The organism is Anoxybacillus sp. FSL W8-0104 (assembly GCF_038004465.1).
Lineage (GTDB): Bacteria > Bacillota > Bacilli > Bacillales > Anoxybacillaceae > Anoxybacillus > Anoxybacillus flavithermus_G.
Window position 1 is genome coordinate 617329 of sequence record NZ_JBBOQU010000001.1, and the last position, 24895, is coordinate 642223.

38 protein-coding genes and 1 pseudogene are annotated in these 24895 nt (G+C 42.5%); 28 read left to right on the top strand and 11 right to left on the bottom strand.

Annotation, left to right across the window (positions count from 1 at the left end):
- Positions 1-149 precede the first annotated feature (149 nt).
- Genes NST18_RS03325 through NST18_RS03340 form a run of 4 tightly spaced genes read right to left on the bottom strand, consistent with a single transcriptional unit; the run spans position 150 to position 2602 of the window.
- Positions 150-962 carry a ClpXP adapter SpxH family protein gene (locus NST18_RS03325; protein WP_064214256.1) on the bottom strand — a complete coding sequence of 271 codons (813 nt, stop codon included), beginning with the start codon at positions 960-962 and terminating at the stop codon, positions 150-152.
- The gene (locus NST18_RS03330) at positions 946-1350 is read right to left on the bottom strand and encodes a globin domain-containing protein (protein ID WP_064214257.1); all 405 of its coding nucleotides are present in this window, start codon (positions 1348-1350) and stop codon (positions 946-948) included. The genes NST18_RS03325 and NST18_RS03330 overlap by 17 nt, the downstream gene beginning before the upstream one ends.
- Before the next feature lie 56 nt (positions 1351-1406).
- Positions 1407-2015 carry a lytic transglycosylase domain-containing protein gene (locus NST18_RS03335; protein ID WP_064214258.1) on the bottom strand — a complete coding sequence of 203 codons (609 nt, stop codon included), beginning with the start codon at positions 2013-2015 and terminating at the stop codon, positions 1407-1409.
- Entirely contained in the window at positions 2012-2602 is a 591-nt protein-coding gene (locus NST18_RS03340) for a CYTH domain-containing protein (RefSeq protein WP_064214259.1), read from the bottom strand. The genes NST18_RS03335 and NST18_RS03340 overlap by 4 nt, the downstream gene beginning before the upstream one ends.
- Positions 2603-2729: 127 nt before the next feature.
- On the opposite strand from NST18_RS03340, the gene NST18_RS03345 reads away from it, so the two are divergent.
- Genes NST18_RS03345 through NST18_RS03360 form a run of 4 tightly spaced genes read left to right on the top strand, consistent with a single transcriptional unit; the run spans position 2730 to position 5426 of the window.
- Positions 2730-3086, top strand: coding sequence for a UPF0738 family protein (locus NST18_RS03345; protein ID WP_004891794.1), 357 nt, complete (start codon positions 2730-2732; stop codon positions 3084-3086).
- A 12-nt stretch (positions 3087-3098) separates the two neighbouring features.
- Positions 3099-3737 (top strand): GTP pyrophosphokinase, encoded by a 639-nt coding sequence (locus NST18_RS03350; RefSeq protein ID WP_004891792.1) that lies wholly within the window; start codon positions 3099-3101, stop codon positions 3735-3737.
- A 6-nt stretch (positions 3738-3743) separates the two neighbouring features.
- Positions 3744-4535 (top strand): NAD kinase, encoded by a 792-nt coding sequence (locus NST18_RS03355; protein WP_004891788.1) that lies wholly within the window; start codon positions 3744-3746, stop codon positions 4533-4535.
- A gap of 12 nt (positions 4536-4547) precedes the next feature.
- Positions 4548-5426 (top strand): RluA family pseudouridine synthase, encoded by an 879-nt coding sequence (locus tag NST18_RS03360; protein ID WP_004891785.1) that lies wholly within the window; start codon positions 4548-4550, stop codon positions 5424-5426.
- Here the strand turns inward: NST18_RS03360 and prpE are convergent.
- Both prpE and NST18_RS03370 read right to left on the bottom strand, forming a co-directional pair.
- Entirely contained in the window at positions 5423-6157 is a 735-nt protein-coding gene (gene prpE, locus NST18_RS03365) for a bis(5'-nucleosyl)-tetraphosphatase PrpE (protein WP_004891783.1), read from the bottom strand. The two genes, NST18_RS03360 and prpE, sit on opposite strands and share 4 nt — an antisense overlap.
- 42 nt (positions 6158-6199) lie before the next feature.
- Positions 6200-7363, bottom strand: coding sequence for an FtsW/RodA/SpoVE family cell cycle protein (locus NST18_RS03370; RefSeq protein WP_004891782.1), 1164 nt, complete (start codon positions 7361-7363; stop codon positions 6200-6202).
- A 111-nt stretch (positions 7364-7474) separates the two neighbouring features.
- Here NST18_RS03370 and mgtE point away from each other — a divergent pair, with 111 nt between their 5' ends.
- From mgtE to NST18_RS03400, 6 genes are all read left to right on the top strand, one after another.
- Entirely contained in the window at positions 7475-8794 is a 1320-nt protein-coding gene (gene mgtE / locus NST18_RS03375; RefSeq protein WP_004891777.1) for a magnesium transporter, read from the top strand.
- 92 nt (positions 8795-8886) lie between these two features.
- Positions 8887-9663, top strand: coding sequence for an enoyl-ACP reductase FabI (gene fabI / locus NST18_RS03380; RefSeq protein WP_004891773.1), 777 nt, complete (start codon positions 8887-8889; stop codon positions 9661-9663).
- Positions 9664-10058: 395 nt separating this feature from the next.
- Positions 10059-10478: a hypothetical protein gene (locus tag NST18_RS03385; protein ID WP_004891771.1), complete on the top strand. Its 420-nt coding sequence runs from the start codon at positions 10059-10061 to the stop codon at positions 10476-10478.
- 319 nt (positions 10479-10797) lie between these two features.
- The gene (locus NST18_RS03390) at positions 10798-11574 is read left to right on the top strand and encodes a hypothetical protein (RefSeq protein WP_230456210.1); all 777 of its coding nucleotides are present in this window, start codon (positions 10798-10800) and stop codon (positions 11572-11574) included.
- 150 nt (positions 11575-11724) lie between these two features.
- Positions 11725-12546, top strand: a complete 822-nt coding sequence (locus NST18_RS03395) for a multinuclear nonheme iron-dependent oxidase (RefSeq protein WP_155116437.1) — start codon at positions 11725-11727, stop codon at positions 12544-12546.
- A 74-nt stretch (positions 12547-12620) separates the two neighbouring features.
- Positions 12621-12977: a CotO family spore coat protein gene (locus NST18_RS03400; protein ID WP_035018832.1), complete on the top strand. Its 357-nt coding sequence runs from the start codon at positions 12621-12623 to the stop codon at positions 12975-12977.
- Here the strand turns inward: NST18_RS03400 and NST18_RS03405 are convergent.
- Positions 12961-13125, bottom strand: a complete 165-nt coding sequence (locus tag NST18_RS03405) for a hypothetical protein (protein ID WP_340721217.1) — start codon at positions 13123-13125, stop codon at positions 12961-12963. The genes NST18_RS03400 and NST18_RS03405 overlap by 17 nt on opposite strands.
- Before the next feature lie 108 nt (positions 13126-13233).
- On the opposite strand from NST18_RS03405, the gene NST18_RS03410 reads away from it, so the two are divergent.
- Positions 13234-13566, top strand: a complete 333-nt coding sequence (locus tag NST18_RS03410; protein WP_004891761.1) for a DUF1360 domain-containing protein — start codon at positions 13234-13236, stop codon at positions 13564-13566.
- A gap of 21 nt (positions 13567-13587) precedes the next feature.
- Here the strand turns inward: NST18_RS03410 and NST18_RS03415 are convergent, their stop codons facing one another.
- Positions 13588-14277, bottom strand: a complete 690-nt coding sequence (locus NST18_RS03415; protein ID WP_064214206.1) for a hypothetical protein — start codon at positions 14275-14277, stop codon at positions 13588-13590.
- A 199-nt stretch (positions 14278-14476) separates the two neighbouring features.
- Between NST18_RS03415 and NST18_RS03420 the strand changes: the two genes are divergently transcribed.
- A complete protein-coding gene (locus NST18_RS03420; RefSeq protein WP_004891751.1) occupies positions 14477-14737 on the top strand; it encodes a hypothetical protein in 261 nt (86 codons plus the stop codon).
- 33 nt (positions 14738-14770) lie between these two features.
- Here the strand turns inward: NST18_RS03420 and NST18_RS03425 are convergent, their stop codons facing one another.
- Positions 14771-15490, bottom strand: a complete 720-nt coding sequence (locus NST18_RS03425; protein ID WP_064214207.1) for a hypothetical protein — start codon at positions 15488-15490, stop codon at positions 14771-14773.
- A gap of 155 nt (positions 15491-15645) precedes the next feature.
- Here NST18_RS03425 and NST18_RS03430 point away from each other — a divergent pair, with 155 nt between their 5' ends.
- From NST18_RS03430 to NST18_RS03490, 13 genes and pseudogenes are all read left to right on the top strand, one after another.
- Positions 15646-15912, top strand: coding sequence for a hypothetical protein (locus tag NST18_RS03430; protein ID WP_064214208.1), 267 nt, complete (start codon positions 15646-15648; stop codon positions 15910-15912).
- A gap of 71 nt (positions 15913-15983) precedes the next feature.
- Positions 15984-16106 carry a hypothetical protein gene (locus tag NST18_RS03435; protein WP_269194780.1) on the top strand — a complete coding sequence of 41 codons (123 nt, stop codon included), beginning with the start codon at positions 15984-15986 and terminating at the stop codon, positions 16104-16106.
- Positions 16107-16124: 18 nt separating this feature from the next.
- Positions 16125-16315 (top strand): annotated as a pseudogene (locus tag NST18_RS03440) (holin).
- 84 nt (positions 16316-16399) lie between these two features.
- Positions 16400-16603, top strand: a complete 204-nt coding sequence (locus NST18_RS03445) for a DUF1657 domain-containing protein (RefSeq protein ID WP_064214209.1) — start codon at positions 16400-16402, stop codon at positions 16601-16603.
- A 106-nt stretch (positions 16604-16709) separates the two neighbouring features.
- On the top strand, positions 16710-17165 hold the full coding sequence (locus tag NST18_RS03450) for a YhcN/YlaJ family sporulation lipoprotein (RefSeq protein WP_064214210.1): 456 nt from the start codon (positions 16710-16712) through the stop codon (positions 17163-17165).
- 12 nt (positions 17166-17177) lie between these two features.
- Entirely contained in the window at positions 17178-17660 is a 483-nt protein-coding gene (spoVAC, locus tag NST18_RS03455) for a stage V sporulation protein AC (protein WP_064214211.1), read from the top strand.
- On the top strand, positions 17657-18673 hold the full coding sequence (spoVAD, locus tag NST18_RS03460) for a stage V sporulation protein AD (RefSeq protein ID WP_064214212.1): 1017 nt from the start codon (positions 17657-17659) through the stop codon (positions 18671-18673). The genes spoVAC and spoVAD overlap by 4 nt, the downstream gene beginning before the upstream one ends.
- Complete coding sequence (gene spoVAE / locus NST18_RS03465) at positions 18670-19026, top strand: stage V sporulation protein AE (protein ID WP_004891731.1); 357 nt, start codon at positions 18670-18672, stop codon at positions 19024-19026. The genes spoVAD and spoVAE overlap by 4 nt, the downstream gene beginning before the upstream one ends.
- Before the next feature lie 6 nt (positions 19027-19032).
- Positions 19033-19239: a DUF1657 domain-containing protein gene (locus NST18_RS03470; RefSeq protein WP_004891728.1), complete on the top strand. Its 207-nt coding sequence runs from the start codon at positions 19033-19035 to the stop codon at positions 19237-19239.
- Positions 19240-19241: 2 nt separating this feature from the next.
- A complete protein-coding gene (locus tag NST18_RS03475; protein WP_340721218.1) occupies positions 19242-20099 on the top strand; it encodes a DUF421 domain-containing protein in 858 nt (285 codons plus the stop codon).
- A 296-nt stretch (positions 20100-20395) separates the two neighbouring features.
- On the top strand, positions 20396-20623 hold the full coding sequence (locus NST18_RS03480; protein WP_019418193.1) for a helix-turn-helix transcriptional regulator: 228 nt from the start codon (positions 20396-20398) through the stop codon (positions 20621-20623).
- Positions 20624-20628: 5 nt separating this feature from the next.
- Positions 20629-20922, top strand: a complete 294-nt coding sequence (locus NST18_RS03485; protein ID WP_019418192.1) for a hypothetical protein — start codon at positions 20629-20631, stop codon at positions 20920-20922.
- Between the two features lie 157 nt (positions 20923-21079).
- Complete coding sequence (locus NST18_RS03490; RefSeq protein WP_088223444.1) at positions 21080-21385, top strand: hypothetical protein; 306 nt, start codon at positions 21080-21082, stop codon at positions 21383-21385.
- Positions 21386-21405: 20 nt separating this feature from the next.
- Here NST18_RS03490 and NST18_RS03495 read toward each other — a convergent pair whose 3' ends face one another.
- On the bottom strand, positions 21406-21726 hold the full coding sequence (locus NST18_RS03495) for a thioredoxin family protein (RefSeq protein ID WP_088223443.1): 321 nt from the start codon (positions 21724-21726) through the stop codon (positions 21406-21408).
- An 86-nt stretch (positions 21727-21812) separates the two neighbouring features.
- Between NST18_RS03495 and NST18_RS03500 the strand changes: the two genes are divergently transcribed.
- From NST18_RS03500 to NST18_RS03510, 3 genes are all read left to right on the top strand, one after another.
- Positions 21813-22055 carry a hypothetical protein gene (locus NST18_RS03500; RefSeq protein ID WP_004891715.1) on the top strand — a complete coding sequence of 81 codons (243 nt, stop codon included), beginning with the start codon at positions 21813-21815 and terminating at the stop codon, positions 22053-22055.
- Between the two features lie 68 nt (positions 22056-22123).
- Positions 22124-22258: a YjcZ family sporulation protein gene (locus NST18_RS03505; RefSeq protein ID WP_004891713.1), complete on the top strand. Its 135-nt coding sequence runs from the start codon at positions 22124-22126 to the stop codon at positions 22256-22258.
- An 87-nt stretch (positions 22259-22345) separates the two neighbouring features.
- Positions 22346-22600 carry a stage VI sporulation protein F gene (locus NST18_RS03510; protein WP_064214213.1) on the top strand — a complete coding sequence of 85 codons (255 nt, stop codon included), beginning with the start codon at positions 22346-22348 and terminating at the stop codon, positions 22598-22600.
- Between the two features lie 17 nt (positions 22601-22617).
- Here the strand turns inward: NST18_RS03510 and NST18_RS03515 are convergent, their stop codons facing one another.
- On the bottom strand, positions 22618-24741 hold the full coding sequence (locus tag NST18_RS03515; protein WP_340721219.1) for an ATP-dependent helicase: 2124 nt from the start codon (positions 24739-24741) through the stop codon (positions 22618-22620).
- Positions 24742-24895 lie beyond the last annotated feature (154 nt).

Sequence of the window (24895 nt, forward strand, 5' to 3'; positions counted from 1 at the left end):
ATAAAGGAGTCTGTTAATATATAAACGTGAAGTGAATCACAATCAAACAAACTTATACCCCTTTGTTTGACCGTGAAAAATTTCTCCCATCCCCTTTGTTGTCTTTGTGACAAAGAAAAAGGACTCGGCATCCCCCGAGTCCTTTTTCTTTATCCGATCCAGCGCCAAAATGAGCCGATTTTCTCCACTTTTTGCTTTAAACGCAACTTTTTTAATTCGCATTCCGCTTTGCTGTGCGGGATGTTGTATACCATGGCAATATCATCGGTCGTAACGAATAGCGCATGATGTAAAAACTGTTCAATTGGTGGAAGTGAAGATGGTTGAGGATGAAATCCGAGCATTTCATGGATTAAATCGACATATACGTCGTACGGATAACAGCCTGAAATTTTAATGCCTTCCTCTTCAATGTTTTCGTTAAAAAAGACGAGCGTTGGAACTTCGCGAACGTCCATTTCTGCACTAATTTTTAAATCGCATTGTAGCGCTTTAACGGCACTTGGAGAAGATAAATCGTTTATAAACTCTTGCACATCTAAACCAGCATCGATGGCGCATTGAATGAGTGTGTTTGTTTCTGTAATCGTTTTGCCTTGAATAAATACAATTTCTTGTAGTTGACGCAAAAAGCGAATGCTCGCTTGACGCCCTTGCAATTCGGCCGCTTTCACAGCGAGCGAAGCAATGTATGGGATCGGCAACGGCGTTTGAAGAAGCACGCGGTCTTCACAGGCGATGCCGACGCGCGACGCATGCCGATCGATTCGTTTATAACTGACGCCATTCAGCCGATCGAGTTGACCGGTTAAGACGTGACGCAAAGCAAAATATTGTCCGTATTCGATCCATAATTTTTTTAAAACAGGTTCAAGCGCCCAACAGTCTGGGCAAAGAGGATCGACAAATAAGTAAATCTCTAATTGCTTTGCCGTTCCTTCTTGCTTACCATTCACCTTCATGCTCCTTTCGCTCGTCATCTGGTGTATTAATCATATGTTGGGCAGTCAACATGAGCCGTTGATACAATTCGTCTCGAACAGGTCCTTTTAGTCCGATCGCATCCATCGCTTCATGCATACACGCAAGCCATGCTTTTGCGCGCGTTGGTGTAATTGGAAACGGCAAGTGGCGAGCGCGCAACATCGGGTGTCCGTGTTCGGCTGTATAAAGCGGTGGGCCGCCTAAATATTGCGTTAAAAATTGTTTTTGTTTTCGCGCGGTTTCTGTTAAGTCTTTTGGAAAAATCGGCGCTAAATCAGGATGTTTCGCCACCCGTTCATAAAAAGCATCAACGAGTTTTGAGACAACTTGTTCGCCTCCAATCGCTTCATAAGGGGATTGAAACATATGAAAAACTCCTTTGCCGAGATATATACATATTGTAACAACGACTTTGTTTCATCTCAAACGATGTGACTTGCGGCATAGTACGTTTGCATGACTTTTTTCACGTAGTTTATCGTTTCGCGAAACGGTGGAATGCCTCCATGTTTATCGACATTTCCCGGCCCGGCGTTATAAGCCGCAAGCGCAAGTGCCATGTTGCCGTCGTACCGATCGAGAAGCTGGCGTAAATATTTTGTCCCGCCTTCAATGTTTTGTTGTGGATCGAAGGCGTCTTGTACCCCTAACATGCGCGCCGTGCTCGGCATTAACTGCATCAGTCCCATCGCGCCGACGCGGCTTTTTGCTTGCGGATTGAAATTCGATTCATGGCGAATGACCGCATAAATGAGTTTCGGATCGACATCGTATTTCGCTGCAGCTTCGTCAATCCATTGATGTATCGTATCTTTATGAAGCGGTGTGCTCACTTTATATGTCGGCGCTTTCGTTTCTCCGCTTGTCATAAGCGGAAGCGATAGGCGCATTGCTTCCGTTTTTTCGTTCGTCTCTGGCGTTAACAGCTCGCGAAATAGGTCGTGAAACGATGTTGTTGGCGCTTCTTTTTTTCCTTGTAAATGTTGCAACGCTTGCAGTTCAAGAAGCAATTTCAATTGTTGCACGTTCATGACGATCGCTCCGTTTCGTATTTAGCTTCGTAAAATCGTTCAATTTTATTTTTCGTTTTTCGTTTTGGAATATGAAACGATTCGAGCAGTTGCGTAAACGTTTTTTCCCCTTCTGCTCGTTCGTTCGCTTCGTATTCGACTTCATAGTCAGCTACGTTCATATATTCGTTATAATCGAAAACGAGCGTGCCATTTTTATACGGGCGTTCCGCGCGCCGAGTTGTGAGCGATCCGAAACAAACGATCGCTGTTGGATCGATATGAAGCGCCTGCAATATGTTGGCGATGTCGCCTTGAAGTGATGTCGCACCCGAAATAAGTGCTGTCGCGGTTTCAGACGTTAGCGGCTCATGCGTTTCTAACAGCCCGTCTTCGTATGGTTGTTTTAATGTTAATGTATATGAGCCGTTTTTGAAACGAATGCGTAATGCGCTTTTTTGTTGTTTCAGTTGAAAGTCTGGCGTGTCAAAATAATAATTTTGTTGCACGTCCCATTCCTCATCGCGCACGCAAAATGCGTTCGTTAAGCGGGAAAATTCTTCAGCCGTTAACACGTTTTTAAATTCAATTTCTAATTCATGCTTCATCGTTTTTTCTCCTTACGTCATTCTACTTTTATTATCAACATGTACGCGAAAAAGTGCAACTAGTGAACATCGCTAGGTGAAATGTGGTAAAATAAAGGCGGACATCATGGATGACGGAGGAACAAACATGAAAATATATGTACATACAGCAGAAAAAAAAGAAAACGGATGGTACTTTTTATGTGAGGCGTCGCTTCAAGGGTTACAAGCGAAACGCCATATGCTTGTTGATTCGGATGCATGTGCGTTCGCATACATATTAGAAGCGGCGGATGCGTTCGTTTATGTCATTATGCCAAAGGAAGTATGGGGGGCGATTAAAGAAGCGCTTCGTACAAGCGAGCCGGTGTTTCTTGTCGGAAACGATGCAACAATCGAGTTAGAAGGCATTCATGAAGAAGTGGCATACTTAATCGAAAATATTGCAGGAAATGCAAACTACGGTGAAGAAATGGAACAGGCGGTAACGGCATTTTTCGCATAAGTAGGTGGTTGAATGGAAAGACATTGGGAGTTTTTTTTAGCGCCGTATAAACAGGCGGTGGAAGAGCTGAAAGTAAAGTTAAAAGGGATGCGCGCCCAATTTGAAATGCAAGGGGTGCATTCTCCAATTGAATTTGTGACAGGAAGAGTGAAGCCGATTGCGAGCATTTTAGATAAAGCGCAAAAGAAAAATATTCCGCTCGATCAACTTGAACAACAAATGCAAGATATTGCTGGTTTGCGTATGATGTGTCAATTTGTCGATGACATTCAGACGGTCGTTGAACTGTTGCGCAAGCGAAACGATTTTACGATCGTTGAAGAGCGCGATTACATTACGCAAAAAAAAGAGAGCGGGTATCGTTCGTACCATGTCGTTATTCGTTATCCGGTGCAAATGATTTACGGTGAAAAAAACATTTTAGTGGAAATTCAAATTCGAACGCTTGCGATGAATTTTTGGGCGACGATTGAACATTCGTTAAACTACAAATATAGCGGCAAGTTTCCAGAAGATATTCGCCAACGATTGCAGCGCGCCGCAGAAGCCGCATATTTGTTAGACGAGGAAATGTCGAAAATTCGTTTTGAAATTCAAGAGGCGCAAGCGGCGTTTTCGCGTAAGCAAGACTTAAAAGAGAGCGAGGAGTGAAGGCGCGTGAAATTTGCGGTCATATCAAAAGGGGATGCGATATCAAACGAATGTATGTATAAAATTCGTACATATTTAACCGATTTTCGTTTAACGTATGATGAAGATGAGCCGGATATTGTCATCTCAGTCGGCGGGGATGGGACGTTGTTGTATGCGTTTCATCGTTATCGGAGCCGGCTCGAACAGACGGCGTTTGTCGGGGTACATACGGGTCATTTAGGCTTTTATGCCGATTGGGTGCCAGATGAAATTGAAAAGCTCGTCATTGCGATTGCGAAAACGCCATATCAAATCGTGGAATACCCGCTTTTAGAAGTGACGATTCGATATGTGCGCGGCGGACGCGAAGCAAAATATTTAGCGCTCAATGAATGTACGGTGAAAAGCGTTGGAGGGACGCTTGTGATGGACGTTGAAATTCGCGGCGATTTGTTTGAAACGTTTCGCGGGGATGGGTTATGCATTTCGACGCCATCGGGAAGTACGGCATACAATAAAGCGCTTGGCGGGGCGATTTTACATCCATCGTTAGAGGCCATTCAAGTCGCGGAAATGGCGTCGATTAACAATCGCGTCTTCCGCACGATCGGCTCGCCGCTCGTTTTGCCGAAGCATCATACGTGCATGTTAAAGCCGGTCAATGACGTCGATTTTCAAATTACGATCGACCATTTGTCGCTACTTCATAAAGATGTGAAGTCGATACAATGCCGCGTCGCTGATGAAAAAATTCGCTTTGCGCGCTTCCGTCCGTTTCCGTTTTGGAAGCGTGTACGCGAATCATTTATTCAGTAGAAAGGGATTCGTATGTTTCAACTTCGTTGGATTGTGACAAAGCAACAAGATGGAATGGCTGTAAGGGAATTTTTAAAAGAAAAGCATATTTCGAAAACAGCATTGACAGACATTAAGTTTAAAGGGGGAAATATTGAAGTAAACGGTCAGCGCGTCACCGTTCGCTACGTGCTAAAAGCAGGCGATGAAGTGTGCGTTTCGTTTCCACCAGAACAAAAAGGGGTACATATGGTCGCTGAGCCGATTCCGCTTGCGGTCGTGTATGAAGATGATTATGTGATCGTCATCAATAAGCCTCCGCACATGTCAACCATTCCGTCGCGCGAACATCCGCATGGGACGCTTGCGAATGCGTTATTGCATCATTACGAACAACAACAGTTACAAACGACGGTGCATGTCGTCACACGGCTTGACCGCGATACGTCTGGGCTTGTGCTTGTCGCAAAGCATCGCCACGTGCATCATTTACTTAGCGAACAACAAAAGCAAGGGCGGGTGAAACGGCGGTACGAAGCGGTTTGCCACGGTTATGTCACCCCGCTCGTTGGAACGATTGATGCGCCGATCGGACGAAAAGGCGACAGCATCATCGAGCGGGAAGTGCGATTAGACGGTCAGCGGGCGGTGACGCATTATGAAGTATTGCAACAGAAAAATGAGATGACGCACGTGTCGATTCGATTAGAAACGGGGCGTACGCATCAAATTCGCGTTCATTTTTCTCATATCGGTCATCCGCTCGTTGGTGATGATTTGTATGGCGGTTTTCGGGAACATATCGACCGCCAAGCGTTACATAGTTGTGAGCTGACGTTTTTTCATCCATTTCTCGAAAAAACGATGACGTTTCATGCGCCGCTCCCTCATGACATGGCCCGTTTGCTTTAGTCAAACGGGCGAAATTTTTCTGCGACATATGGCATCGTTGATGGAACAGAAACCGTCTCCATTTCCGGATAGCGAAGCGCTGTGAGTTGTCCACCGAATACGCAGCCGGTGTCGATGTTGACGGTGTTGTTTAGCCAGCGCGGCTCTTTGACGGGCGTATGTCCGTATACGATAAGCGCATCGCCTCGGTAATATTTTGCCCAATCGCGCCGAACGGGCGAGCCGTCTGGATGTTTTTCTCCTGTAATATCGCCGTATAACACAAATGTTTTTACTTTTTGATTCGATTTGCCAATATAGTCCCCTCGAATGCCGGCGTGGGCGATCACAAGTTTTCCATCGTCTAAGACGGCATAAAGCGGGGCGTTTTCGTACAGCTTCATAAATTGCGTACGAAGGCGCGTTTTTGTTTTTTCATCGGCTTGTTCCCATTCAGCAACGGTCGTTTCAAGCCCGTGCGTAATTTGTACGTTTCGACCGAGAAAAAAACGATACAATTTGTCGCAATGGTTGCCCGGAACGTACACCGCTTTGTTTTGTTGAACGAGCGAGATGACCGTATCAATGACGCGCAACGATTGCGGACCACGATCGGCTAAATCGCCGACGAAGGCAAGCTTTCGCCCGTTCGGATGAATCGGGATATCGTGTTCCCAAACGTAGCCAAGCTTTTTTGTTAATAACATGAATTCGTGAAAACAGCCGTGAATATCGCCAATAATGTCGTACATCGTTTGCTCCTTTCTACAAAAATAGCCGCATACAAGCGGCTATCATTGTTCAGCAGAAAACATAAATTTTTGTGTGCGGGAGCGGACGTTTAAGACGAGCCCGATCGCAAGCATGTATGTGGCAAGCGAGCTTCCTCCGTAGCTGACGAATGGAAGCGGAAGACCGGTAATCGGCAGCAACCCGATTGTCATGCCGATGTTTTGGAATACTTGGAACGTAATCATGCCGATGACGCCGGCGCATAAATAACTGCCAAACGGATCGTGGCATTCTAGCGCAATTTGAATCATGCGGTAAATTAATAGGAAAAAGAGCGACACGACGATGCTTGCCCCAATAAAGCCGAATTGCTCCCCGATAATGCTAAAAATAAAGTCGGTATGCGACTCTGGTAAATAGACGTCTAAGTTTTTATATCCTTTTCCATATAATTCCCCAGATCCGATCGCAAGTAGCGATTTAATAAGCTGAAACCCTTGGTCGCTTGAATATTCGTACGGATTCAACCAGCCGTAAAAACGGTTTAATTGATATTGTTGAATTTTTAACACGTCTGGGAAATATAAAAACGCCACGATAAAGGCTGTCGCTCCGAGTACAGCGAGACTAACGATGGCGACGATAATGCGCAGGCGAATGCCGGAAACGAGAATGAGCGAGCCGGCGATCGCCATAAACACCATTGACATCCCCATATCCGGTTGACGCGCAAGTAAAAAGAGCGGCGGCAGTAGCGACAGTCCGATTTTTCCGAGCAGTTTCAAATCGTCTTGCAACGTCGGATCATGGTACTTTTCGCGATGGTTGACGATCATGCGGCTAATGACGATAATCATAAAAATTTTCATCAGCTCAGACGGCTGAAAGTTTCCGCCCGGCAGTCTGTACCAGCTCGTTGCTCCTTTAATCGTTAATGTACCCGGTACGTTTAATTCTAATCCAAGCAAAAGAATCATCCCGAAGCCATATAAATACCAAGCGATTTTAAATAGTCGATCGTAATCGACAAGCATCGTCACGGCAATGACGACGGCACCGATGGCGTACCACATGAGCTGTTTTTGCGCAAAGTTAATATGTTGCAGTTTGACAGGGAGCGTCTCGCGCGCACTTTCGATGGCGACGGCGCTCACGATCGCAATTAAAAATAAAATGAACAATAAATGATAATCTATTTTCGATTGAACGGTTTTTTCGTTTTCCATTTTTGTTCCCCCTGTGTTTCATCGTGCATTCTCATTTTACATCGTTGCTTGCAAGTTGGCAAAGATTCGCGCATAATAAGAAAAGCGATTTTTGTCGAGAGGAGGGGTATTATGTTGCAGGCGTTATATGATGGAAAAATCGAAGCGTTTCGAAAACAGTTTTTAAAATTGCATCCGTATGATCGTGCGAAGTTTTACGTTGAACAAAGCCCAGAAGTGAGAAAGCGCATGTATGAATATTTGTCGCCAGCGGAAATGGCGGAAATTTTTGACCACCTCGACATTGAAGAAGATGAATATAAAATTTATTTGTCGGAAATGGATCCGTTATTTGTGGCGCAAATGCTCGCGCACATGTATGCCGACAATGCGGCGGACGTATTAAATGAACTCGATAAAAAAGAAGTGGCGAATTATTTAACGATTATGGACGATGAAGCGGCGAAAGATATTCAAGGGCTGCTTCATTATAAAGAATATACGGCCGGAAGCATTATGACAACGGAATATATCGCCATTCACGCCAATCAAACGGTGCGTTCGGCGATGCAAATTTTAAAAAGAGAAGCAGCGAATGCAGAAACGATTTATTATTTGTATGTCGTCAATGAACAACGGCAGCTCGTTGGGGTATTGTCGCTACGCGAGCTGTTGACATCGGATGATGATGCGATGATTTGTGATGTCATGAACGACCGGGTCGTTTCTGTATTTGTTGATGAGGATCAAGAAGAAGTGGCGCGCAAAATGCAAAACTACGATTTTTTAGCGCTTCCTGTCGTCGATATGAACAATCATTTGCTTGGGATTATTACCGTCGATGACATCGTCGACGTCATTTCGGAAGAAGCGACAGACGACTATTCGAAACTCGCAGGGGTTCCGGATGTCGACATTCAGCGCAATCCGTTTGAAGCAGCGAAAAAACGGCTGCCATGGCTTATTATTTTACTGTTTTTAGGCATGATGACGGCGAATTTAATTAGCCGTTTTGAAGACACGTTGCAAAAAGTCGCGATTTTAGCAGTGTTTATTCCGCTTATTGCGGGCATGTCTGGAAATACAGGGACGCAGTCGTTGGCGGTCGCGGTGCGCCGACTGGCGATGGGCGATTTCGAAAAAGAAGGAAAGTGGAGTATGATCGCGCGTGAGGCGTTGACAGGGCTGATTATTGGGTTGTCGTGTGGCGTCGTCATTACGATTGTCGTGTATGTATGGAAGCAACAATTTTTCTTAGGGATGCTCGTCGGGCTGGCGTTATTTGCGACGCTGACGGTCGCGACAGTTGCAGGGGCGCTCATTCCGCTTTTTATGCATAAACTGCGCATCGACCCTGCCGTTGCCTCTGGTCCGTTTATTACGACGATTAACGACTTAATTAGCATTCTCATTTATTTCGGTTTAGCAACGATGTTTATGGACTATTTATGATAATTCCCTATTTGAAAGTAGGGAATTTTTTGTTATAATCATATTAATACTAGGTTCTAATAACAAATCATAATTTAAGGGGATGAACGAATATGCAATTATCATTGCAAGGAAAGACGTACGTCATTATGGGTGTGGCAAATAAACGAAGCATCGCTTGGGGCATTGCGCGTGCGCTTCATGCGGCAGGGGCGCGATTAATTTTTACATATGCAGGTGAGCGTTTTGAAAATGAAGTGAAAAAACTCGTTGCGACGTTAGAAGATGACACAGCGCTTGTATTGCCTTGCGATGTGACGAAAGATGAAGAAATTGAAGCGTGCTTTGCGCAAATCAAAGAACAAGTAGGCGTCATTCACGGTCTTGCGCATTGTATCGCGTTTGCGAATAAAGAGCATTTAGAAGGCGAATATATGAACGTCGATCGCGAAGGATTTTTGCTGGCGCACAACATTAGCGCATATTCATTAACAGCTGTGGCGAAAGCGGCGAAAGAGCTAATGACGGAAGGCGGAAGCATCGTCACGTTAACGTATTTAGGAGGCGAGCGCGTCGTACAAAACTATAACGTTATGGGCGTAGCGAAAGCGTCATTGGAAGCGAGCGTCAAATATTTAGCGAACGACTTAGGCAAATACGGCATTCGTGTCAACGCCATTTCCGCAGGTCCGATTCGCACATTATCAGCGAAAGGCGTCGGCGACTTTAACTCGATTTTAAAAGAAATTGAAGAACGCGCACCGTTACGCCGTACAACGACACAAGAAGAAGTAGGCGATACTGCTCTATTTTTATTTAGCGACTTATCGCGCGGCGTGACAGGCGAAATTATCCACGTTGACTCTGGCTACCACATTTTAGCACGCTAATTTGAAAGCTGTTTGGCATTTGCCGAACAGCTTTTTTTCTGTACACATCAATCCAAATAACATTTTAAAGTCCTCTGATGGGTTTTTACCAGCATGTGGCGTGTCGCGTTAGGGGTTAATATGTGGTATAAGTAAACAACTGGATTAAGATCTCTTGAATTTAATCGATTTTTATTTTTGGAAAATTTTTTATTGACAAAATTATATATATATATATATATAATTACTAATGTATTTAATTTTTGGAGAGAGGAGGAAAAACATGCAGGTAAAAGTGATTAAGAAATCTAAGAAAAAGTTGGCTAAGGAGACTTGTTATAACTGGTAAATTAACTTTCCGTGACTGGTGACTTTACTCAGTCACGGAGACCATCTTTTACTTGCATGTGCATTAAATGTGTATTTATTCGAAAGATGAGATTTTTAAAAAGTTTGTTGTTCAATCCCTTGATAGATTTATGATTGTGTTCAAACAGTATTTACCTAAAAATGTTGAACTTCCTCGTGATGTTCAAGTTGATATACTTCGGATCTACTTTGAAAAAGAATGTTCATTTTCTTTCTTTTTTTTCTTAGAAGTTGTTAAGTATGCCTATGAAAAAGAGATGAATGTTATCGTAGAATCACTTTTACAAACAATAGTTATCTACTTTGAAGATTTTAACTATGGTGTGTTAGTGAAGTATAAAAATGGTTATGAGCTATATGTTTCTGAAATAGGTGAGGATGCCTCTGTCTTTTTCTTTCATGATAAGCTAGAGTTTGAAAACTTCAAGGAACAAAAAAAGGGAATTACGTATTATGAAATATGTTAAAATAATACATAAATTAATTTTATTGTATTTGTTCTTAGTTTTGTCTTCAGGGATGACCTATTCCTACACGATTACTAGAGTTGTGTCAACTTCTAATTTATCGCCTTTTTTAGTTATAGTTATAAATTCAATTATTAGCATCTTAGTCTTTATTTTTATAAAAAAAATATCGATTTTGCATTTTCGAATTATTAGTTTGATCACAAGCTTTTCTTTGTTGATATTATTTTTTCTATCTTACTTTTTACAAAGTGAGATAATCATTCTATTGGTTACATATGTAGTTTTATTTTTTTCATCTTCATATGTAGGGAGAAGCTTGGAGGAAAAGATATTTGAGAGTGAGGAACGTCTGTTTGGTGGTATGGCAAAAATAAGCATAGCTGGGAATCTAGCTAAACTTATAGGATTTGGATTAGGGGCTTTCATTTTTAATATTCCGTCGACGATATATATCTTCTTATCACTAGTTTTGTTTATAGTAATCGCGAGTATAAATGTCGAAAGTAACTTTTCATATGATAAAGTTGTTACTATATCTCCCAGAAAAGTAGAAAGTGTATTTTTGTTAATATTTATGAGTTTTATATCATCTATCCCAATGCTTTGGATCCCATCTTTAGTAGAAAGATTTGATCAAGAAGGAATGATAAGGTTATCCTTTATTCCATTTATTTTACCAGGAATAATGAATGTTTTATTTTTGAGGTATCTCAAAGACAAGGAGTATAGTAGATATATTCCCCTTTCTTACTTTGTGATATCCTTACTTTTTATGGTGATATATTTCACCGATACTCCCCTTATCTTTCAAGTTATCATGCTAAGTACTACTATCACTTTAGGCGTATCCATAAATGTTTACATCAATACGATTTTTATTCACAAAAATAAGACAAGAGATAAGAGGGAGTTAATGCAAATCATTCAAGTGTCTATATCGATTTCCAATCTATTATTTAGTTTTTTGGGTATGTACATTCATTCTATAGTTCACTTTATGTTATTAATAAACGCTATTTTAAGTTTAGTTTTTTTTATATCTTTCGAGCGCATGAAAGTGAATGAAAAGGGATACAGCAGCCCTAAACGGTAGTGTCAAAAGTTTTATGAAAAGCATCAGTGGGGGGACGGAAGGTATGATGGAGTAGGATTCCCCTTTGACCAGTACTCGCTAAATATACAAAAAAAATAAAATTTCCAGTCGTATATATTTAACAAAAGAAGGTAGGTGTCTTCGCTAATCATGAAAATAGGAATATGTTATAGAGATTCTATCCATGAGGATCTTATCAATGAAATCATTGAATATGTAGATTTTATTGAACTTATGCCTGATATAACAGGATATAAGGAAACGAAAAGATTGTTGGAAATTTGTAAGGATAAAAATATTGGGATAGGTATACATTGTCTAAGATCTTCCTTAGGGTCAAAGGAAGGAATATATAGATCGGCAATTGAACAATATGCTTTTTATAGTGATTATGTAGAAGCTGAATATTATTCAGATCACGTCGCCTACTCCCATATGCACGGGGTTTATTTATCAAAAGTTTTTCCGATAGAGTATGATGTAGAAAATGTACTCATAATGAGGAGGAACTTAGAAATTATATTAAGCTTCTTTTCTAACCAAATACTCGTAGAGAATATTACGCAAAATAAATTGTCTAACAATGATCAATTAAATGAGGGAAGATTTTTCAGCGAATTATTGAAGGATGCAAATCCTAGGATAAAAATTTTGTTTGATGTTACAAATGCTTACGTAACAGCCTTAAATAATAACCACTCTTTCGAAAAATATGTTTCAGAATACCCTTTTGAAAAAATTGAATGCATTCATGTTTCTGGATTTGAGAGGGATGGTAAGGGAACGCTGAGAGATACTCATTCCAACTCCCTTAATGAAGAGATTTTAATATCAACGGAGTGGATGTTGCAACGCGTGAATCCAAAGTACATACTGATAGAGAGAGATTTTAATGTTCGATCCATTGATGATGTGTTAGAGGATATTTATAAACTTAGGGGCATCGTTCATAAAAAGAAGAGTATCTTGTAAATTTGTTACTCATTCCTTTAGCATGCCCCTTTCTTTTTGCGCATATAGTAGTCGTAAAAAGGAGGGGTATGGAAATGAAAAAGCATGTGGAAAATGCACCGTTGTTGTATATCGTTCAGCCGAATTTAGGGCCGAAAACGTGCTATATGCAACAGACGTTTCGGACAAAAAAAGAAAAGCCGTCGTATCCACCGCCATCGTTTGCGAACTTTCGCGACATGGATACGATCGAGCGCATTGAGTTTTTAGCGACGCTCCCGAATGAACTTCGCCCGGTGACGTGCGAATTAAAAACGAAAAACAAGACGTATGAAGGGGTTATTCAAACGTGCGATAAGAAAAAAGTCGTTTTTACATTGAGTGAAGAAGAAAAAACGATCACGATCCCGCTAGAACATATCGTATCCGTATCGCTTATTGGCAAATCGTAATATATACACGATCGAGCTGCTCGGCTGTGTTTGCGAATGAAAACGTCGTTTCTGCCCGTTTTCGTCCTTCGCGAGCAAGTGCGAGCGCTTTTTCTTTATTTGTTTTTTTTTTTGCTAAAAAGTCTTTGCTGAAAAAAATGCGATACATTCGTTCCACTCCTTTCTTCGTCTAGTACGGAAAGGAAAAGGGGAATGGGCGGTTTGCCGACATTTTTTCATCGTATGTCACATACAGTAGAGCGAGGAGGCGAGAAAGATGGATGCGTTTCACTTTTTTCTTTTATGTATTGCTTCGTTTCGCTTGACGCACCTCATTGTATATGACCGTATTACGTCGTTTTTGCGCGCGCCGTTTCACGATGAAGTTGAACAAGATGGAGAAACGTATATCGTCATAAAAGGAACAGGAATACGGAAATGGATCGGAGAACTGTTAAGCTGTCATTGGTGTACAGGGGTATGGTGCGCAGCGGCGTTGTACGTTGGCGTGATGTTCGCCACGTACATTGTCATGCCGTTTGTGTGGATATTAGCGATTGCGGGAGGTGCTGCGCTTATCGAAGTCGTTGTCCAACAATGGAGCCGATAAAAAAAGCGGGCAAATGCCTGCTTATTTATTGATAACGATATGATTGAAGGAGGGGATTCCTTGTTTGAGCTGGCGGAAATAAACGAACGCTTCTACAACGATCGTATGGAATATGCTCAATTCAAATGACGGAAAGCGCAGTTGTTCGTTCGGTAAAAGCGTTGTCTGGTCGATCGGTTTTAGCCAATATTCCCCTTCTTTTACTTTTTGGCGCCAATCTTCGACCGCAAACGTCCATCCGCCTTCTTCTTGCAGTTGGCGAAATGAAAATTTTCCGCTTAACTGAGCGTGATGTGCGGGGCGGAGACGAAGACAAATGATCGGGTCATTGAGCGGCGTATTGCCGATATTTTCAATGACGAAATCGCCAACAATCGTCACATGTTCTTCTTTTTCTTCCGGGATCATGACGGCATATGCAAAATAGGCGTGGGCGCGCACGATCTCTTCTTTTTTTGTTTCTTTTTTTGTTTCTTTTTTTCGCTTTTTTTCTTCTTCAAGCGCCACTTCGTAAAACAGAAGCTGTTGTTCGAGCTTTTCGATCGTTTGTTCATATTCATCCATTTGTTCAAGCTGTTTTTGTAAATAATGATTGCGCAGCTGCTCACGTTTTAGTTCGGTTTCAGCAAGCTGCAAAAGTTGTTTATATTTGGCCACTTCCGAGCGATAATGAATCACTTTTTGTTGAAGTTGAATATGTTGGTCGTTCATCTCCTCCCCCCTATAAGCATTCTGGACATCCTTGCCAACCATTTGGAGTCATATGACTTGGTTGAATGATAAACATCGAACAAATGAAAAATACGACCAATATTTTTTTCGTCATTTTATGCCATCCTCTCTTTTTGTTGTTTCAATATTCATTTTATTTTATCATATGTCATATATACCAAAATAAAGGTTTGATTGAATGGGAACATCGCTTTCTATTTTGACTACAATCGTATTTTTATTTTTTGTTCCATATGCCGCAAGTGAAAAAACAGGCGTGCCATATATGGAATGGACGTTTCTTGTCGGTGTGATTGCCACAAGTTTTCTCTTCTATATACATGGAAGTGGGTATATGTGGAATAGGTCTTCAGAAGAAGTGAAAAATACGTGCTATCGTTCTTATTCCTTTTGGATTGCTTGCACATATACGGTAATCAGCTACATGTTAAACATATAAAAAAGCAGGCTGTATGTGAGCCTGCTTTACTCATTAATGTGCTGGGAATACTTCAGGGCATTGCGGTGGGAATTTGTCTGTTGGGCAAAGCGTCGCTTCTAAAATTTCTTCGCGCGGCTGGCAGTAGCGTGCTTCGACTTCAAGTTTTACCTCGGCTTCCATTTGCACTTCTAAACATAATGTAATCGATACATCGAGCTGTGAGAAGTTGTCGGTGCAAATTAAGCTAGCGTCACATTCGAAAAATGAAATGTGGCAATCAAGCGTCGTTCCTTCTGGGGCGCATAAAATAAATGTTTGCGCTGTCGCGAATGGAATTGGATTTGATTCACAAACAACGTAGCCATTTGCGTTTACGACTTGCACAACAACGTGGCCTTTTACGAGCACTTTTACTTTTTGTAATGTAACTGTGTCGCCTGATGGAAGAGTGACGTGAACAGGTTGGCGTCCGTCTGGTTGCAAAATTTCTTGGCAAATAAGAGCATTGTTATCTACTGTTTGATCGATGCGGTTTCCTTCATCGTCTGTTAAAAAGCAGCGAATCGAGAAATCGCCAGCGCTTAAGCCGTTGGACGCGAAGAAATCACAAACCGATTGCCCTCCACGCGGACATTTGCATTCAGGAAAGATATTTTCCAAATCCCCATTTGAAAAACTACGCAACGGCACATCGACTTGACGAGTAACCCAGTCATACACTTTGCGTGTTTTAATACACACTTTTTCTTTACATTCTTTATGATGCGTCATGCCTCGTTCCTCCTATTTCAGTTTTTCCCGTCGCATGTATCGGGACTACTGTATAGTATGAGAAAGGTAGGTAAGTGTGCAGGGATATGTGCGGAATCTTTTTGTCATAAATGAGCGCAATGTTGAATTGTTATGTAGTAGAGAGGAGGCGGCATATGCAAAACGAGTTAGACGTGTTGCGGGCGGAAAATGTGTTGTTAAAAGAATTAGCAGCGTTAAGTGAACAGCGCTATCAAGAAATGAAACGGTTAAAAAAAGAAAATGAGGAGTTAAAAAAGCAGCTCGAACAAATGACCAAACAGTTATTTGCCCAAGGAACAGATTCATGGTTTATGCACAATATCAAGCGACAACAGACGTTAAAGCATGACGGACAGCTGCCACTTTCGACCCCATTTTCGTTTGCGGAAAAAAAGAAATAGGGAAAACGCATAGTCGTTCGCTCCATCTTTTTCATATGTTATTGTATCTTACATGTGTGGAGGGTTACAAAATGGAAAAGAAAAAGACGATGGCGCTTTACGGAACACAGTCGGCAAAAGTATATACGTCTTCCCCAGCACCTGTCAAAAAAACGGGTGGCTGCGGATGTGGAAAAAAAATAAAAAAACAATAAGCACGGGGTGAGAAGAAGATGGAGCGTTTTAAAAATTACGGGCTATGGCTCGCGATCGGCGCTTTTATACCGCTTTTTTGCAAACGTTTGGAGTCGATATTGATTTAGGAAAATATGAGCAATTATGGAACGCCTTTTTAAGTATTTTAGTCATGGCTGGAATCATCAATAACCCGTCGCTCGGAAACGGATTTCGCGATAAATGTTAGCTCCTTCGGGGGCTATTTTTTTTGTATAACTTTACGAGATGTGTGCACACTATGGGATGAAAAAGAAAAAGGAGGTTTTTCAATATGACTGTTGCAAGTTCTGTGAAACAAACGTTAGCTGGATTAAAATCGGCGCAAGCAAGTTTTGAAACGTTTGCCCTGCAAACAGAAAACCAACAAGCGAAACAATTGTATCAACAAGCGGCTCAACAAACGCAAGCGATCGTTGATATGTTGTCCCCGCGCCTGCAAGAAATTGAACAAGAAGAGCCACAATACAAACAGTGAGTGAGTCGGGTGTCCAATCGTGGGCGCCCTCTCGTCACATGAAGTAAGTGAGTCGGGTGTCCAATCGTGGGCGCCCTCTCATTACATGAACAGAAAGGTGAATGCGATGAGACAATTGCTCGTAATGATCCTCTTTTTTTTCATCATAGGTTGTGCACATGAGCCAAAAGAACAAAAACAGTCGCTGCAAAACGAAAACATCACGAACGTAAGCCATGACGGGAGCGCAAGTCGAAGCGACCAATGGCACGCAAAAAAAGCGGTCGATATGTTAAAAGCACGACGCGATGTGAAAGATGCGGTGGCGGTCGAAGCGAACGGACGACTGCTTGTTGCGTATCAAGTGAAGCATATGCAACGATTTCGTATGAAAGATATTGAAAAAGATATAGAGCGCATGTTAAACGATACGTTCGATAAACAAGTGATCGCTTCACGCGATTTAAAAATTTTTTGGGAAACGAAAGCGTTAAAAGAAAAACTCGAAACGAAGCATATGAGTGAAAAAGAGATTGAAAAAAAAATGATGACCATTCAGAAATTAAGCGAAGAACAAACGTAGCGAGGTGAGATGATGGCAAACGAAAAACGAAAAAATTCAACACCCGTTCAACAAGAATATCATCAGTTTGAACAAGCGCGTGAAACGAAGCGACCGGTGTTAAAAAATTGCGTGCGTGCCTTTCTTGTTGGCGGTTTGATTTGTGCGATTGGCCAAGCCATTTCTTATTTTTACATGTACTTTTTCGACTTTACAGAAAAAACAGTCGGCAATCCGACGGTGGCGACGATGGTGTTTATCGCGATGTTATTAACGGGGTTTGGCGTATATGACCGATTGGCGCAGTTTGCCGGGGCAGGAAGTGCGGTGCCTGTCACCGGATTTGGAAATGCCGTCATTTCGCCTGCGATTGAGCATCGGACGGAAGGGTTTGTGCTCGGTGTCGGTGGAAATATGTTTAAATTAGCGGGCTCTGTCATTTTATTTGGCACGTTTTCTGCCTTTGTCGTTGCGCTCATTAAAACGATTGCGGTGAGATGGGGTGGTCTCGGATGATGAAAGGGCATCGTACGTGGGTGTTTGAAAACCGTCCGGTCATCGTCTCCACCGCAACGGTTGGCGGACCGTTTGAAGCGAACGGAAAGATTGCCGATGATTTTGATTTGCTTCACGAAGACCTTTGGCTCGGGGAAGATTCGTACGAAAAAGCGCATAAAGTGTTGATTGAAGAAGCGTTTTTTCAAGCGATGAAAAAAGCGCGCATCGAAAAGGAACAAGTGCAGTTTATTATTTGTGGCGATTTAATTAATCAAATGACGCCGTCAAGTTTTGCGGCGCGCACGCTTAGCACGCCGTATCTCGGTGTATTTGGCGCATGTTCAACGTCGATGGAGGCGCTCGCACTAAGCGCGTTTATCGTCAATTACGGCGGCGCAAAGTACATATTAACAGGAGCGGCAAGCCATAATACAGCGGTCGAAAAGCAGTTTCGCTATCCGACGGAATACGGGGGACAAAAGCCGCCGACGGCACAATGGACGGTGACCGGGGCAGGCGTGGCGCTCGTCGGGGGCGAAGGAGACGGTCCGCGCATTACGTCCGCAACGATCGGGCGCGTCGTCGATATGGGATTGACCGATCCGTTTAATATGGGGGGAGCGATGGCGCCAGCGGCTGTTGATACAATTGAGGCGCATTTGCGCGATATGCAAGTCGATGCGTCGTATTATGACTTAATTGTCACAGGTGATTTAGGAAAAATTGGCCGCACCGTCTCGCTCGATTTATTGCGGAAAAACGGAATGGAGCTAGAGGAGGAGCGATATCAAGATTGCGGGTTAATCATTTATCGCGAAGGGCAGCCGGTGTTGTCAGGTGGAAGTGGGGCGGGATGTTCTGCGACGGTCGTGTACGGTCATTTGTTGAATCGTATGAAGCGAGGAGAGATAAAGCGCATGCTCGTCGTCGCGACGGGCGCACTTTTGTCGCCGCTGACGTTTCAACAAGGGGAAACGATTCCTTGTATTGCTCATGCAGTGGCGATTGAATATGGAGGCGATCATTCATGATAGCGATGTTTTTTTGGGCGTTTGTCGTCGGAGGGCTCATTTGTGTCATCGGGCAGTTGATGTTTGATGTATTCAAACTTACCCCAGCCCATACGTTAAGCACGCTCGTTGTCGTCGGAGCGATTTTAGACGGCTTCGGCTTATACGAGCCGCTTATTGATTTTGCTGGAGCGGGTGCGACTATTCCAATTACAAGTTTCGGTAATGCGCTCGTGCACGGAGCGATGCAAGAAGCGGAAAAGCATGGCATCGTCGGGGTGTTGACGGGCATGTTTGAAGTGACGAGCGCCGGCATTTCGGCAGCCATTGTATTCGGCTTTATCGGAGCATTATTATTTAAACCGAAAGGATAGAGGAAGATGACCATTGGTTCACAAGTAAAGCAAAGTTTAGCGAATATGAAAGCGATTCATGCGACGTTGCAACAGTTGGCGCTCACTTCGACAAACGAGGAAGCGCAACGGGCGTTTCATGAAGCGATGTTACAGACGGAACAAATGATTGCGGCGCTGAAAGGTCGAATATCGACGCTTGAACGCGAGGAGCCGCAATACAAGGGGATGTAAATATGCCAGCATGGTTAGAAGTTGCGATTCGCTCCATTTGCATTTTAATCGGACTGTTCATCGTTACGAAATTGTTAGGAAAAAAACAGTTGTCAAAGCTGTCGTTTTTCGAATATATCGCCGGCATTACGATCGGGGATATTGCTGGCACGATGTCAATGGATTTAGATATTCGATTAACGGAAGGGATTACGAGCATTTTAATTTGGACGCTTTTCCCCGTCGCCATCTCGATCATTTCGTTACGAAGCAAAAAATTTCGTGATTTTGTCGCAGGAAAGTCAACCGTATTTATTAAAAACGGAAAAATCTTAGAAGATAATTTGAAAAAAGAGAAATATACGGCGGACGAATTGCTTGAACAGCTGCGGAAAAAAGATGTGTTCCGCGTCGCCGATGTGGAATTTGCGACGCTTGAAGCGAACGGTGATTTAAATATTTTATTAAAACGCGACAAACAGCCGTTGACGCTCGGAGACATCAAACCGTATGCGCCAGAAGAAAAAGAACCCCAAACGGTCATTATGGACGGCAAAATTTTAGACGAACCGCTTGCGACCGCCCGTTTAAGCCGCGGCTGGTTGAAGCAACAACTCGATCAAATGGGCGTCGCTATCGAAAACGTCTTTTTAGCGCAAGTCGATTCGTACGGCCAGCTGACCGTCGATTTATATGACGACCGCATTCAAGTACCAGCACCGCAACAAAAACAACTATTGCTTGCCTCGATGAAAAAAGCAGAAGCCGATTTCGAGCTGTTCTCTTTACAAACGAACGATGCAGAAGCGAAACAAATGTATGAACAACAAGCAAAACAAATGCAGCAGCTTATTCAAAAATTGAAGCCGTTTCTTATGTGAAAGATAAACACCGCTCTTATGCGAATAGGCATAGGGGCGGTATTTTTGTTTTTCTAAGGGGAAATGGTTCAGCTTACATATAGAAAGCAAAGTGGACGATGGGTCATTGTCGCATGTAGTGGTTAAGCGATTTAACGTTGACACATGCGAACATTTCATTTTGCCAAGTTATTTTCGGATAGTATACGAGTTCTAGGTGAAAAACGTAACGTTTTTATGTAAAATAAACTTTACATTTTGTAAAAAATACTTTACTATGTGTATATAGAAATCTTTGCATAATGGAGGTGTGATAAATGACAAAGAACAACGGCTCTTTATCCAATCGAATCAACGTTTTAAGAGCCGAACGGAAAATGACACAAAAAGATTTAGCTGAAAAAGTAGGGGTTAGTAGACAAACGATTATTTCAATTGAAAAGGGAAACTACACACCCTCGTTAGTATTAGCGTTTGAAATTGCAAATGCTTTTGGAGTGGACATTAATGATGTATTCCAGTTTAAAAAAAATGAGGAGGTTTGATAATAATGGGTACTTTCGTTCATTTTACTAATATTTTAGCAGTATTAGCACTGGCTGCTTTTTTAGTTTTAATTTTTTTGATTAAGCGAGAAGGTAACGATGAAAGAACACAATATATGGTTTATAAATTGTTTAGTTTTCTGTTTACTTTCCTGCTGATCGGACTATCTTTAATTATAATTGTGACAGGGTGGAAAACTATAGATTATACTTTGCTTAGAGTTAGCATCACTACTTTAATGTCATTGAACATTTTTGTTGGACTTGTTTATTGGATATATCTTAGTAAAACAGCTTAGTAAAAATAAAAGTTGTACACCATTTTTTATAACATGTTGTACTGACATTTATACGAAAGAATAAGCAAATGAATGATGTTTTCACATTCTTGTTCAGGAGAGAGCATCATTTGTCAAGTACATGTTGTGATAATGAACCAAAAAATTTTATCAAAAAATGAAGGAACATTTGAAAGAGGCAGCTGAAAAACCGTATGCCGATATTTATTTACAATCTTCTGTTCCGTTTGTTTTTGTTGATTCCCAAAAAGTATATTTAGCGTTTGTGGATGGCAATCTCAGCTATGAGCATGCGCATGATATGAAATCGGGCGATTATCTTGTTGGATTTTACAAAGATACGTATGTTGGTTTTGGGCTATACAACAACATCAAAAATGAAAAAACGATTCAAGACTGTTATTCACGGTTGTTTGCTGTATTAGAAAGAATAAAATATACAGGAAAAGTGGAGATTCGATAAAGAAGGGCTGACATCATTTGTCAGCCTTTAATTGTTTGCAGAAACTCCTCGACTTGTTCGCGTGTTTTTGCATTGGCGCTATGCAAGTGGGCGATTTTTTCGCCGTTTTGGAATACAAGTAAGCTCGGAATGCCCATGACGTTGTATGTTTCCGCAATGTCTGGCACATCGTCGCGATTGATGTCATACCACTTAAATTGTGGATAACTAGCGATCACTTCGCCGATAAATTGATCCATTCGTACGCAATCTGGGCACCATGTTGTAAAAAATTTCACGACAACAGGTGTAGCCGATGCGATTGCTTGTTCAAATTGTTGTGCGTCTTGTAGCCGTTCCATATGACACGTCCTTTCTTTTGATTTCGTCTTTTATTTTAGCACATGTTTTCGTTTTTTACGTATGAAAAAGCAAGGGGGGAAAAACGATGGATCGATTGGAAAAAGAACTGCAATCGTATACGCGCGCCAAACATCAAAAGCACGATGCGTTCATGAAGGAGTTTGACACATGGGGGAAAGAAGTCGAAGCAACGCTAAGCAAACTTGAAAACATAAACGGTAAGCTATTGCAACAATTTGAAGCAAATATGAGCGATGCCGAAGCGTTTTTTGCGAAAAAAGAAAAGCAGTTCGCGCGGATGTTTCGGCAAGGAGGGGAATTTTTATAGGAGCGCCCATACCAAATTCATTTGTATGCATATGATGTAAGCGACAACGTTCAAGGAGGTGGAGTTTCATGGGCTTCGGATATTGCGGATATGGTTACGGTGGCTACGGCGGCGGATACGGCGGCGGATACGGTTCAACATTCGTGTTGATCGTTGTGTTGTTCATCTTGTTGATTATCGTTGGTGCAGCGTTCGTTCACTAAGAAGAGACGTTCCAAAGGGCATACCTTTGGAACGTTTTTTTTTGTTTTTTCATATGCTGAAAAAGAAAAGTGAAGGAGGTAGCGAAGATGGATCAACATTTTTTTAAAAACATTGAAAAGAAAACGGGTGTGAATATGCAAGACATTTTTGCGCTCGCCAATTCGTTGCAACATGCGAACTTTAAAGATGAAAAAACGGTGCGCGATATCGTGAAGCGCGTGGCGCAAATCGCGAATCGCAACGTGCCGAAAGAATTGGAAGATAGAATTGTTCAATCGATTATCAACAACGGAAAACAAATGGACTTCAATACGATCGCGAACATGTTAAATAAAAAATAACGCAAAAGCGAAAAGTCTTAGACGGGGCTTTTCGCTTTTGCTTTGAGAGAAGGAAGCAAGCGCGAGGCGTTTGCTTTTTTTAATCGGCGCATCGACGGGACGGAAATAAAGAGACGCTCTTTGGCGCGCGTGACGGCGACGTAAAGAAGGCGGCGCTCTTCTTCAAGCGGTGCGACATCGCCGTTTCGGTATGCTTCAAGCGCATAGTCATGCGGCAATAGTCCGTCGACTGCCCCGATGATATAGACGATCGGAAACTCTAACCCTTTCGAACGGTGAATCGTCATGAGTTGAATGCCGTCATCGCACGTTGTGCTGGCGTATGCTTGAACGCGTTTGACGTGAGATAGAAACGCTTGAATCGTTTTAAATTTCCGCACGACGACTTTGACATCACGCACATCATCTGATCCTTTTTCGATCGCATTTCCTTCGTTGCCGCGCTTTTTTAAAAAGTCGCCAAAGCCCATTTCTTTTTCAATGAAATCAATGGCGTCCATCGGTTTCATGTCTTTCACTTTCGCAAACAGCGGGGCGATCGTGCGCAATTTTTGTTGTTGAAACGGTGCGATACGATCGAGTTTAGCGAGCGCCTCCACGAGCGAACAGTCTTGTAAAATGGCGTTCGCCTTTAAGTCGTTCATAATCGTTTGTTTTAAAAACAAAACGGTGGCGACGTCGGTCATTGCTTGTTCGTCGTTTGGATCGAGCGCAAGTTGAAAAAAGCTTAACAAATAGCGCACGATGCGACGGTTGTAAAACGAATCGCCGTCTGTCGTGACGGGGATGTGAAGTTGTGAAAGCCGTTCAAAGACGGCGCGCGACGCGGCGTTCGTTCGGCATAAAATGGCGATATCGCTCGGTTTCGCACCTTGTTTCATTCGCTCTTGTATGTCGCAGGCAATCATCGTCGCTTCTTCTTCTTCATCGTACGGAAAGAAACATATCGGCATATGTGCGCTATCCGTTTGGGCGTTCATTTGTTTCGGAATGCGCGTGCGACTTTTAGAAATAATGCTGTTGGCAAGCGATACGATCGGATGTGGCGAACGATAATTTTCCGTTAACTTTACGATTTTTGTATGTGGAAAATCTTGTTGGAATTGCTGAATAAACGATGAATCAGAGCCGCGAAACGCATAAATCGCTTGATCGTCATCGCCGACGGCGCATATATGGTGCGTATGTGACGCAAGCAACTTCATCGTTTCATATTGCACGCTGTTAATGTCTTGAAATTCGTCGATTAAAAAGTAATGAAACCGTTCGTGATATTGTCGCAATCGTCTTTCGTCCGTCCGCAACATGTCATAGCACGCGTATAACATATCATCAAAATCAAACAATTCGAGCTGTTGTTTTTTCGCTTCATATTGTTTGTACAATTGCACAACGCGCTCGTCCCATTCGTTTTCAATGGTGATGGTGTGAAGGGGCGTCAGCGTATTTTTCCAATACGATATGCGCTGCATCGCTTCGTCGTACGGAAAATCACGTTCATCGATGCCGATGTCGCGGCCGATTTCTTTCATCATCTTTTCTTTTTGCCAGTCGCGAATGAGCCGTTCGTGTCGCCAACGGAACGGATCGGCATGTTGCAACATGCGATAAAATAAGCTATGAAATGTGCCGATTGTCGGCAGGACATCAAGGTTGTATGCATACAGTCGTTCCGCTAGCTCTTTTGCCGCTTTTGTCGTAAAGGTGACGATCATCATGTTTTTCGATTGAATGCGATGATGTGCGATCATGGCGGCAGCGCGCGTCGTTAACGTGCGTGTTTTTCCACTCCCAGCCCCTGCAAGCACAAGAAGTGGACCCTCCACGTGTTGAACGGCTTCGTATTGCTCTGTATCGAGTGGGATACCGCATACGATCGTCTGTTTTTTTTCTTTCGCTTGAAACGGTTGGTGCGGTCGAATAGCAACCGCGTTTCCTCGTTGTCGTTCTTCTTTTATGCACGGATTCGAAACATGATAAAAGTGCGGGGCATGTTCAATCGCTAAATGCAAACGAACGATTCCACCGCACATCGGGCACGTCCATTTGTTGCGTAAACTTTGTTCATACACGAGCTCATATTTTTCCCTTGGTAACGTATGAATGTCAAACAACTTGCCGTTATATTGCGCCTTATTCATCGCTTGAACTCCTTTGTGTAACGTCAACGTCTATGTTAACAAAACATACAATAAGAGAAAAGGAGTTTTTTGTTGGTTGGCGAATAGTATGATAAAGGAGGCGATGAACGTGCATATCCCGCCAATTCGTTCGAATCCATTCACCGTTCCGCGT

Bases quoted from the DNA above. Each gene is read 5' to 3' on its own strand.
- NST18_RS03325 (WP_064214256.1), bottom strand. From the start codon at position 962: ATGAAGGTGAATGGTAAGCAAGAAGGAACGGCAAAGCAATTAGAGATT.
- NST18_RS03330 (WP_064214257.1), bottom strand. From the start codon at position 1,350: ATGTTTCAATCCCCTTATGAAGCGATTGGAGGCGAACAAGTTGTCTCA.
- NST18_RS03335 (WP_064214258.1), bottom strand. From the start codon at position 2,015: ATGAACGTGCAACAATTGAAATTGCTTCTTGAACTGCAAGCGTTGCAA.
- NST18_RS03340 (WP_064214259.1), bottom strand. From the start codon at position 2,602: ATGAAGCATGAATTAGAAATTGAATTTAAAAACGTGTTAACGGCTGAA.
- NST18_RS03345 (WP_004891794.1), top strand. From the start codon at position 2,730: ATGAAAATATATGTACATACAGCAGAAAAAAAAGAAAACGGATGGTAC.
- NST18_RS03350 (WP_004891792.1), top strand. From the start codon at position 3,099: ATGGAAAGACATTGGGAGTTTTTTTTAGCGCCGTATAAACAGGCGGTG.
- NST18_RS03360 (WP_004891785.1), top strand. From the start codon at position 4,548: ATGTTTCAACTTCGTTGGATTGTGACAAAGCAACAAGATGGAATGGCT.
- prpE (WP_004891783.1), bottom strand. From the start codon at position 6,157: ATGTACGACATTATTGGCGATATTCACGGCTGTTTTCACGAATTCATG.
- NST18_RS03370 (WP_004891782.1), bottom strand. From the start codon at position 7,363: ATGGAAAACGAAAAAACCGTTCAATCGAAAATAGATTATCATTTATTG.
- mgtE (WP_004891777.1), top strand. From the start codon at position 7,475: ATGTTGCAGGCGTTATATGATGGAAAAATCGAAGCGTTTCGAAAACAG.
- fabI (WP_004891773.1), top strand. From the start codon at position 8,887: ATGCAATTATCATTGCAAGGAAAGACGTACGTCATTATGGGTGTGGCA.
- NST18_RS03385 (WP_004891771.1), top strand. From the start codon at position 10,059: ATGTGTATTTATTCGAAAGATGAGATTTTTAAAAAGTTTGTTGTTCAA.
- NST18_RS03395 (WP_155116437.1), top strand. From the start codon at position 11,725: ATGAAAATAGGAATATGTTATAGAGATTCTATCCATGAGGATCTTATC.
- NST18_RS03400 (WP_035018832.1), top strand. From the start codon at position 12,621: ATGAAAAAGCATGTGGAAAATGCACCGTTGTTGTATATCGTTCAGCCG.
- NST18_RS03405 (WP_340721217.1), bottom strand. From the start codon at position 13,125: ATGTATCGCATTTTTTTCAGCAAAGACTTTTTAGCAAAAAAAAAAACA.
- NST18_RS03410 (WP_004891761.1), top strand. From the start codon at position 13,234: ATGGATGCGTTTCACTTTTTTCTTTTATGTATTGCTTCGTTTCGCTTG.
- NST18_RS03415 (WP_064214206.1), bottom strand. From the start codon at position 14,277: ATGAACGACCAACATATTCAACTTCAACAAAAAGTGATTCATTATCGC.
- NST18_RS03420 (WP_004891751.1), top strand. From the start codon at position 14,477: ATGGGAACATCGCTTTCTATTTTGACTACAATCGTATTTTTATTTTTT.
- NST18_RS03425 (WP_064214207.1), bottom strand. From the start codon at position 15,490: ATGACGCATCATAAAGAATGTAAAGAAAAAGTGTGTATTAAAACACGC.
- NST18_RS03430 (WP_064214208.1), top strand. From the start codon at position 15,646: ATGCAAAACGAGTTAGACGTGTTGCGGGCGGAAAATGTGTTGTTAAAA.
- NST18_RS03435 (WP_269194780.1), top strand. From the start codon at position 15,984: ATGGAAAAGAAAAAGACGATGGCGCTTTACGGAACACAGTCGGCAAAA.
- NST18_RS03445 (WP_064214209.1), top strand. From the start codon at position 16,400: ATGACTGTTGCAAGTTCTGTGAAACAAACGTTAGCTGGATTAAAATCG.
- NST18_RS03450 (WP_064214210.1), top strand. From the start codon at position 16,710: ATGAGACAATTGCTCGTAATGATCCTCTTTTTTTTCATCATAGGTTGT.
- spoVAC (WP_064214211.1), top strand. From the start codon at position 17,178: ATGGCAAACGAAAAACGAAAAAATTCAACACCCGTTCAACAAGAATAT.
- spoVAD (WP_064214212.1), top strand. From the start codon at position 17,657: ATGATGAAAGGGCATCGTACGTGGGTGTTTGAAAACCGTCCGGTCATC.
- spoVAE (WP_004891731.1), top strand. From the start codon at position 18,670: ATGATAGCGATGTTTTTTTGGGCGTTTGTCGTCGGAGGGCTCATTTGT.
- NST18_RS03470 (WP_004891728.1), top strand. From the start codon at position 19,033: ATGACCATTGGTTCACAAGTAAAGCAAAGTTTAGCGAATATGAAAGCG.
- NST18_RS03475 (WP_340721218.1), top strand. From the start codon at position 19,242: ATGCCAGCATGGTTAGAAGTTGCGATTCGCTCCATTTGCATTTTAATC.
- NST18_RS03480 (WP_019418193.1), top strand. From the start codon at position 20,396: ATGACAAAGAACAACGGCTCTTTATCCAATCGAATCAACGTTTTAAGA.
- NST18_RS03485 (WP_019418192.1), top strand. From the start codon at position 20,629: ATGGGTACTTTCGTTCATTTTACTAATATTTTAGCAGTATTAGCACTG.
- NST18_RS03490 (WP_088223444.1), top strand. From the start codon at position 21,080: ATGAAGGAACATTTGAAAGAGGCAGCTGAAAAACCGTATGCCGATATT.
- NST18_RS03495 (WP_088223443.1), bottom strand. From the start codon at position 21,726: ATGGAACGGCTACAAGACGCACAACAATTTGAACAAGCAATCGCATCG.
- NST18_RS03500 (WP_004891715.1), top strand. From the start codon at position 21,813: ATGGATCGATTGGAAAAAGAACTGCAATCGTATACGCGCGCCAAACAT.
- NST18_RS03505 (WP_004891713.1), top strand. From the start codon at position 22,124: ATGGGCTTCGGATATTGCGGATATGGTTACGGTGGCTACGGCGGCGGA.
- NST18_RS03510 (WP_064214213.1), top strand. From the start codon at position 22,346: ATGGATCAACATTTTTTTAAAAACATTGAAAAGAAAACGGGTGTGAAT.
- NST18_RS03515 (WP_340721219.1), bottom strand. From the start codon at position 24,741: ATGAATAAGGCGCAATATAACGGCAAGTTGTTTGACATTCATACGTTA.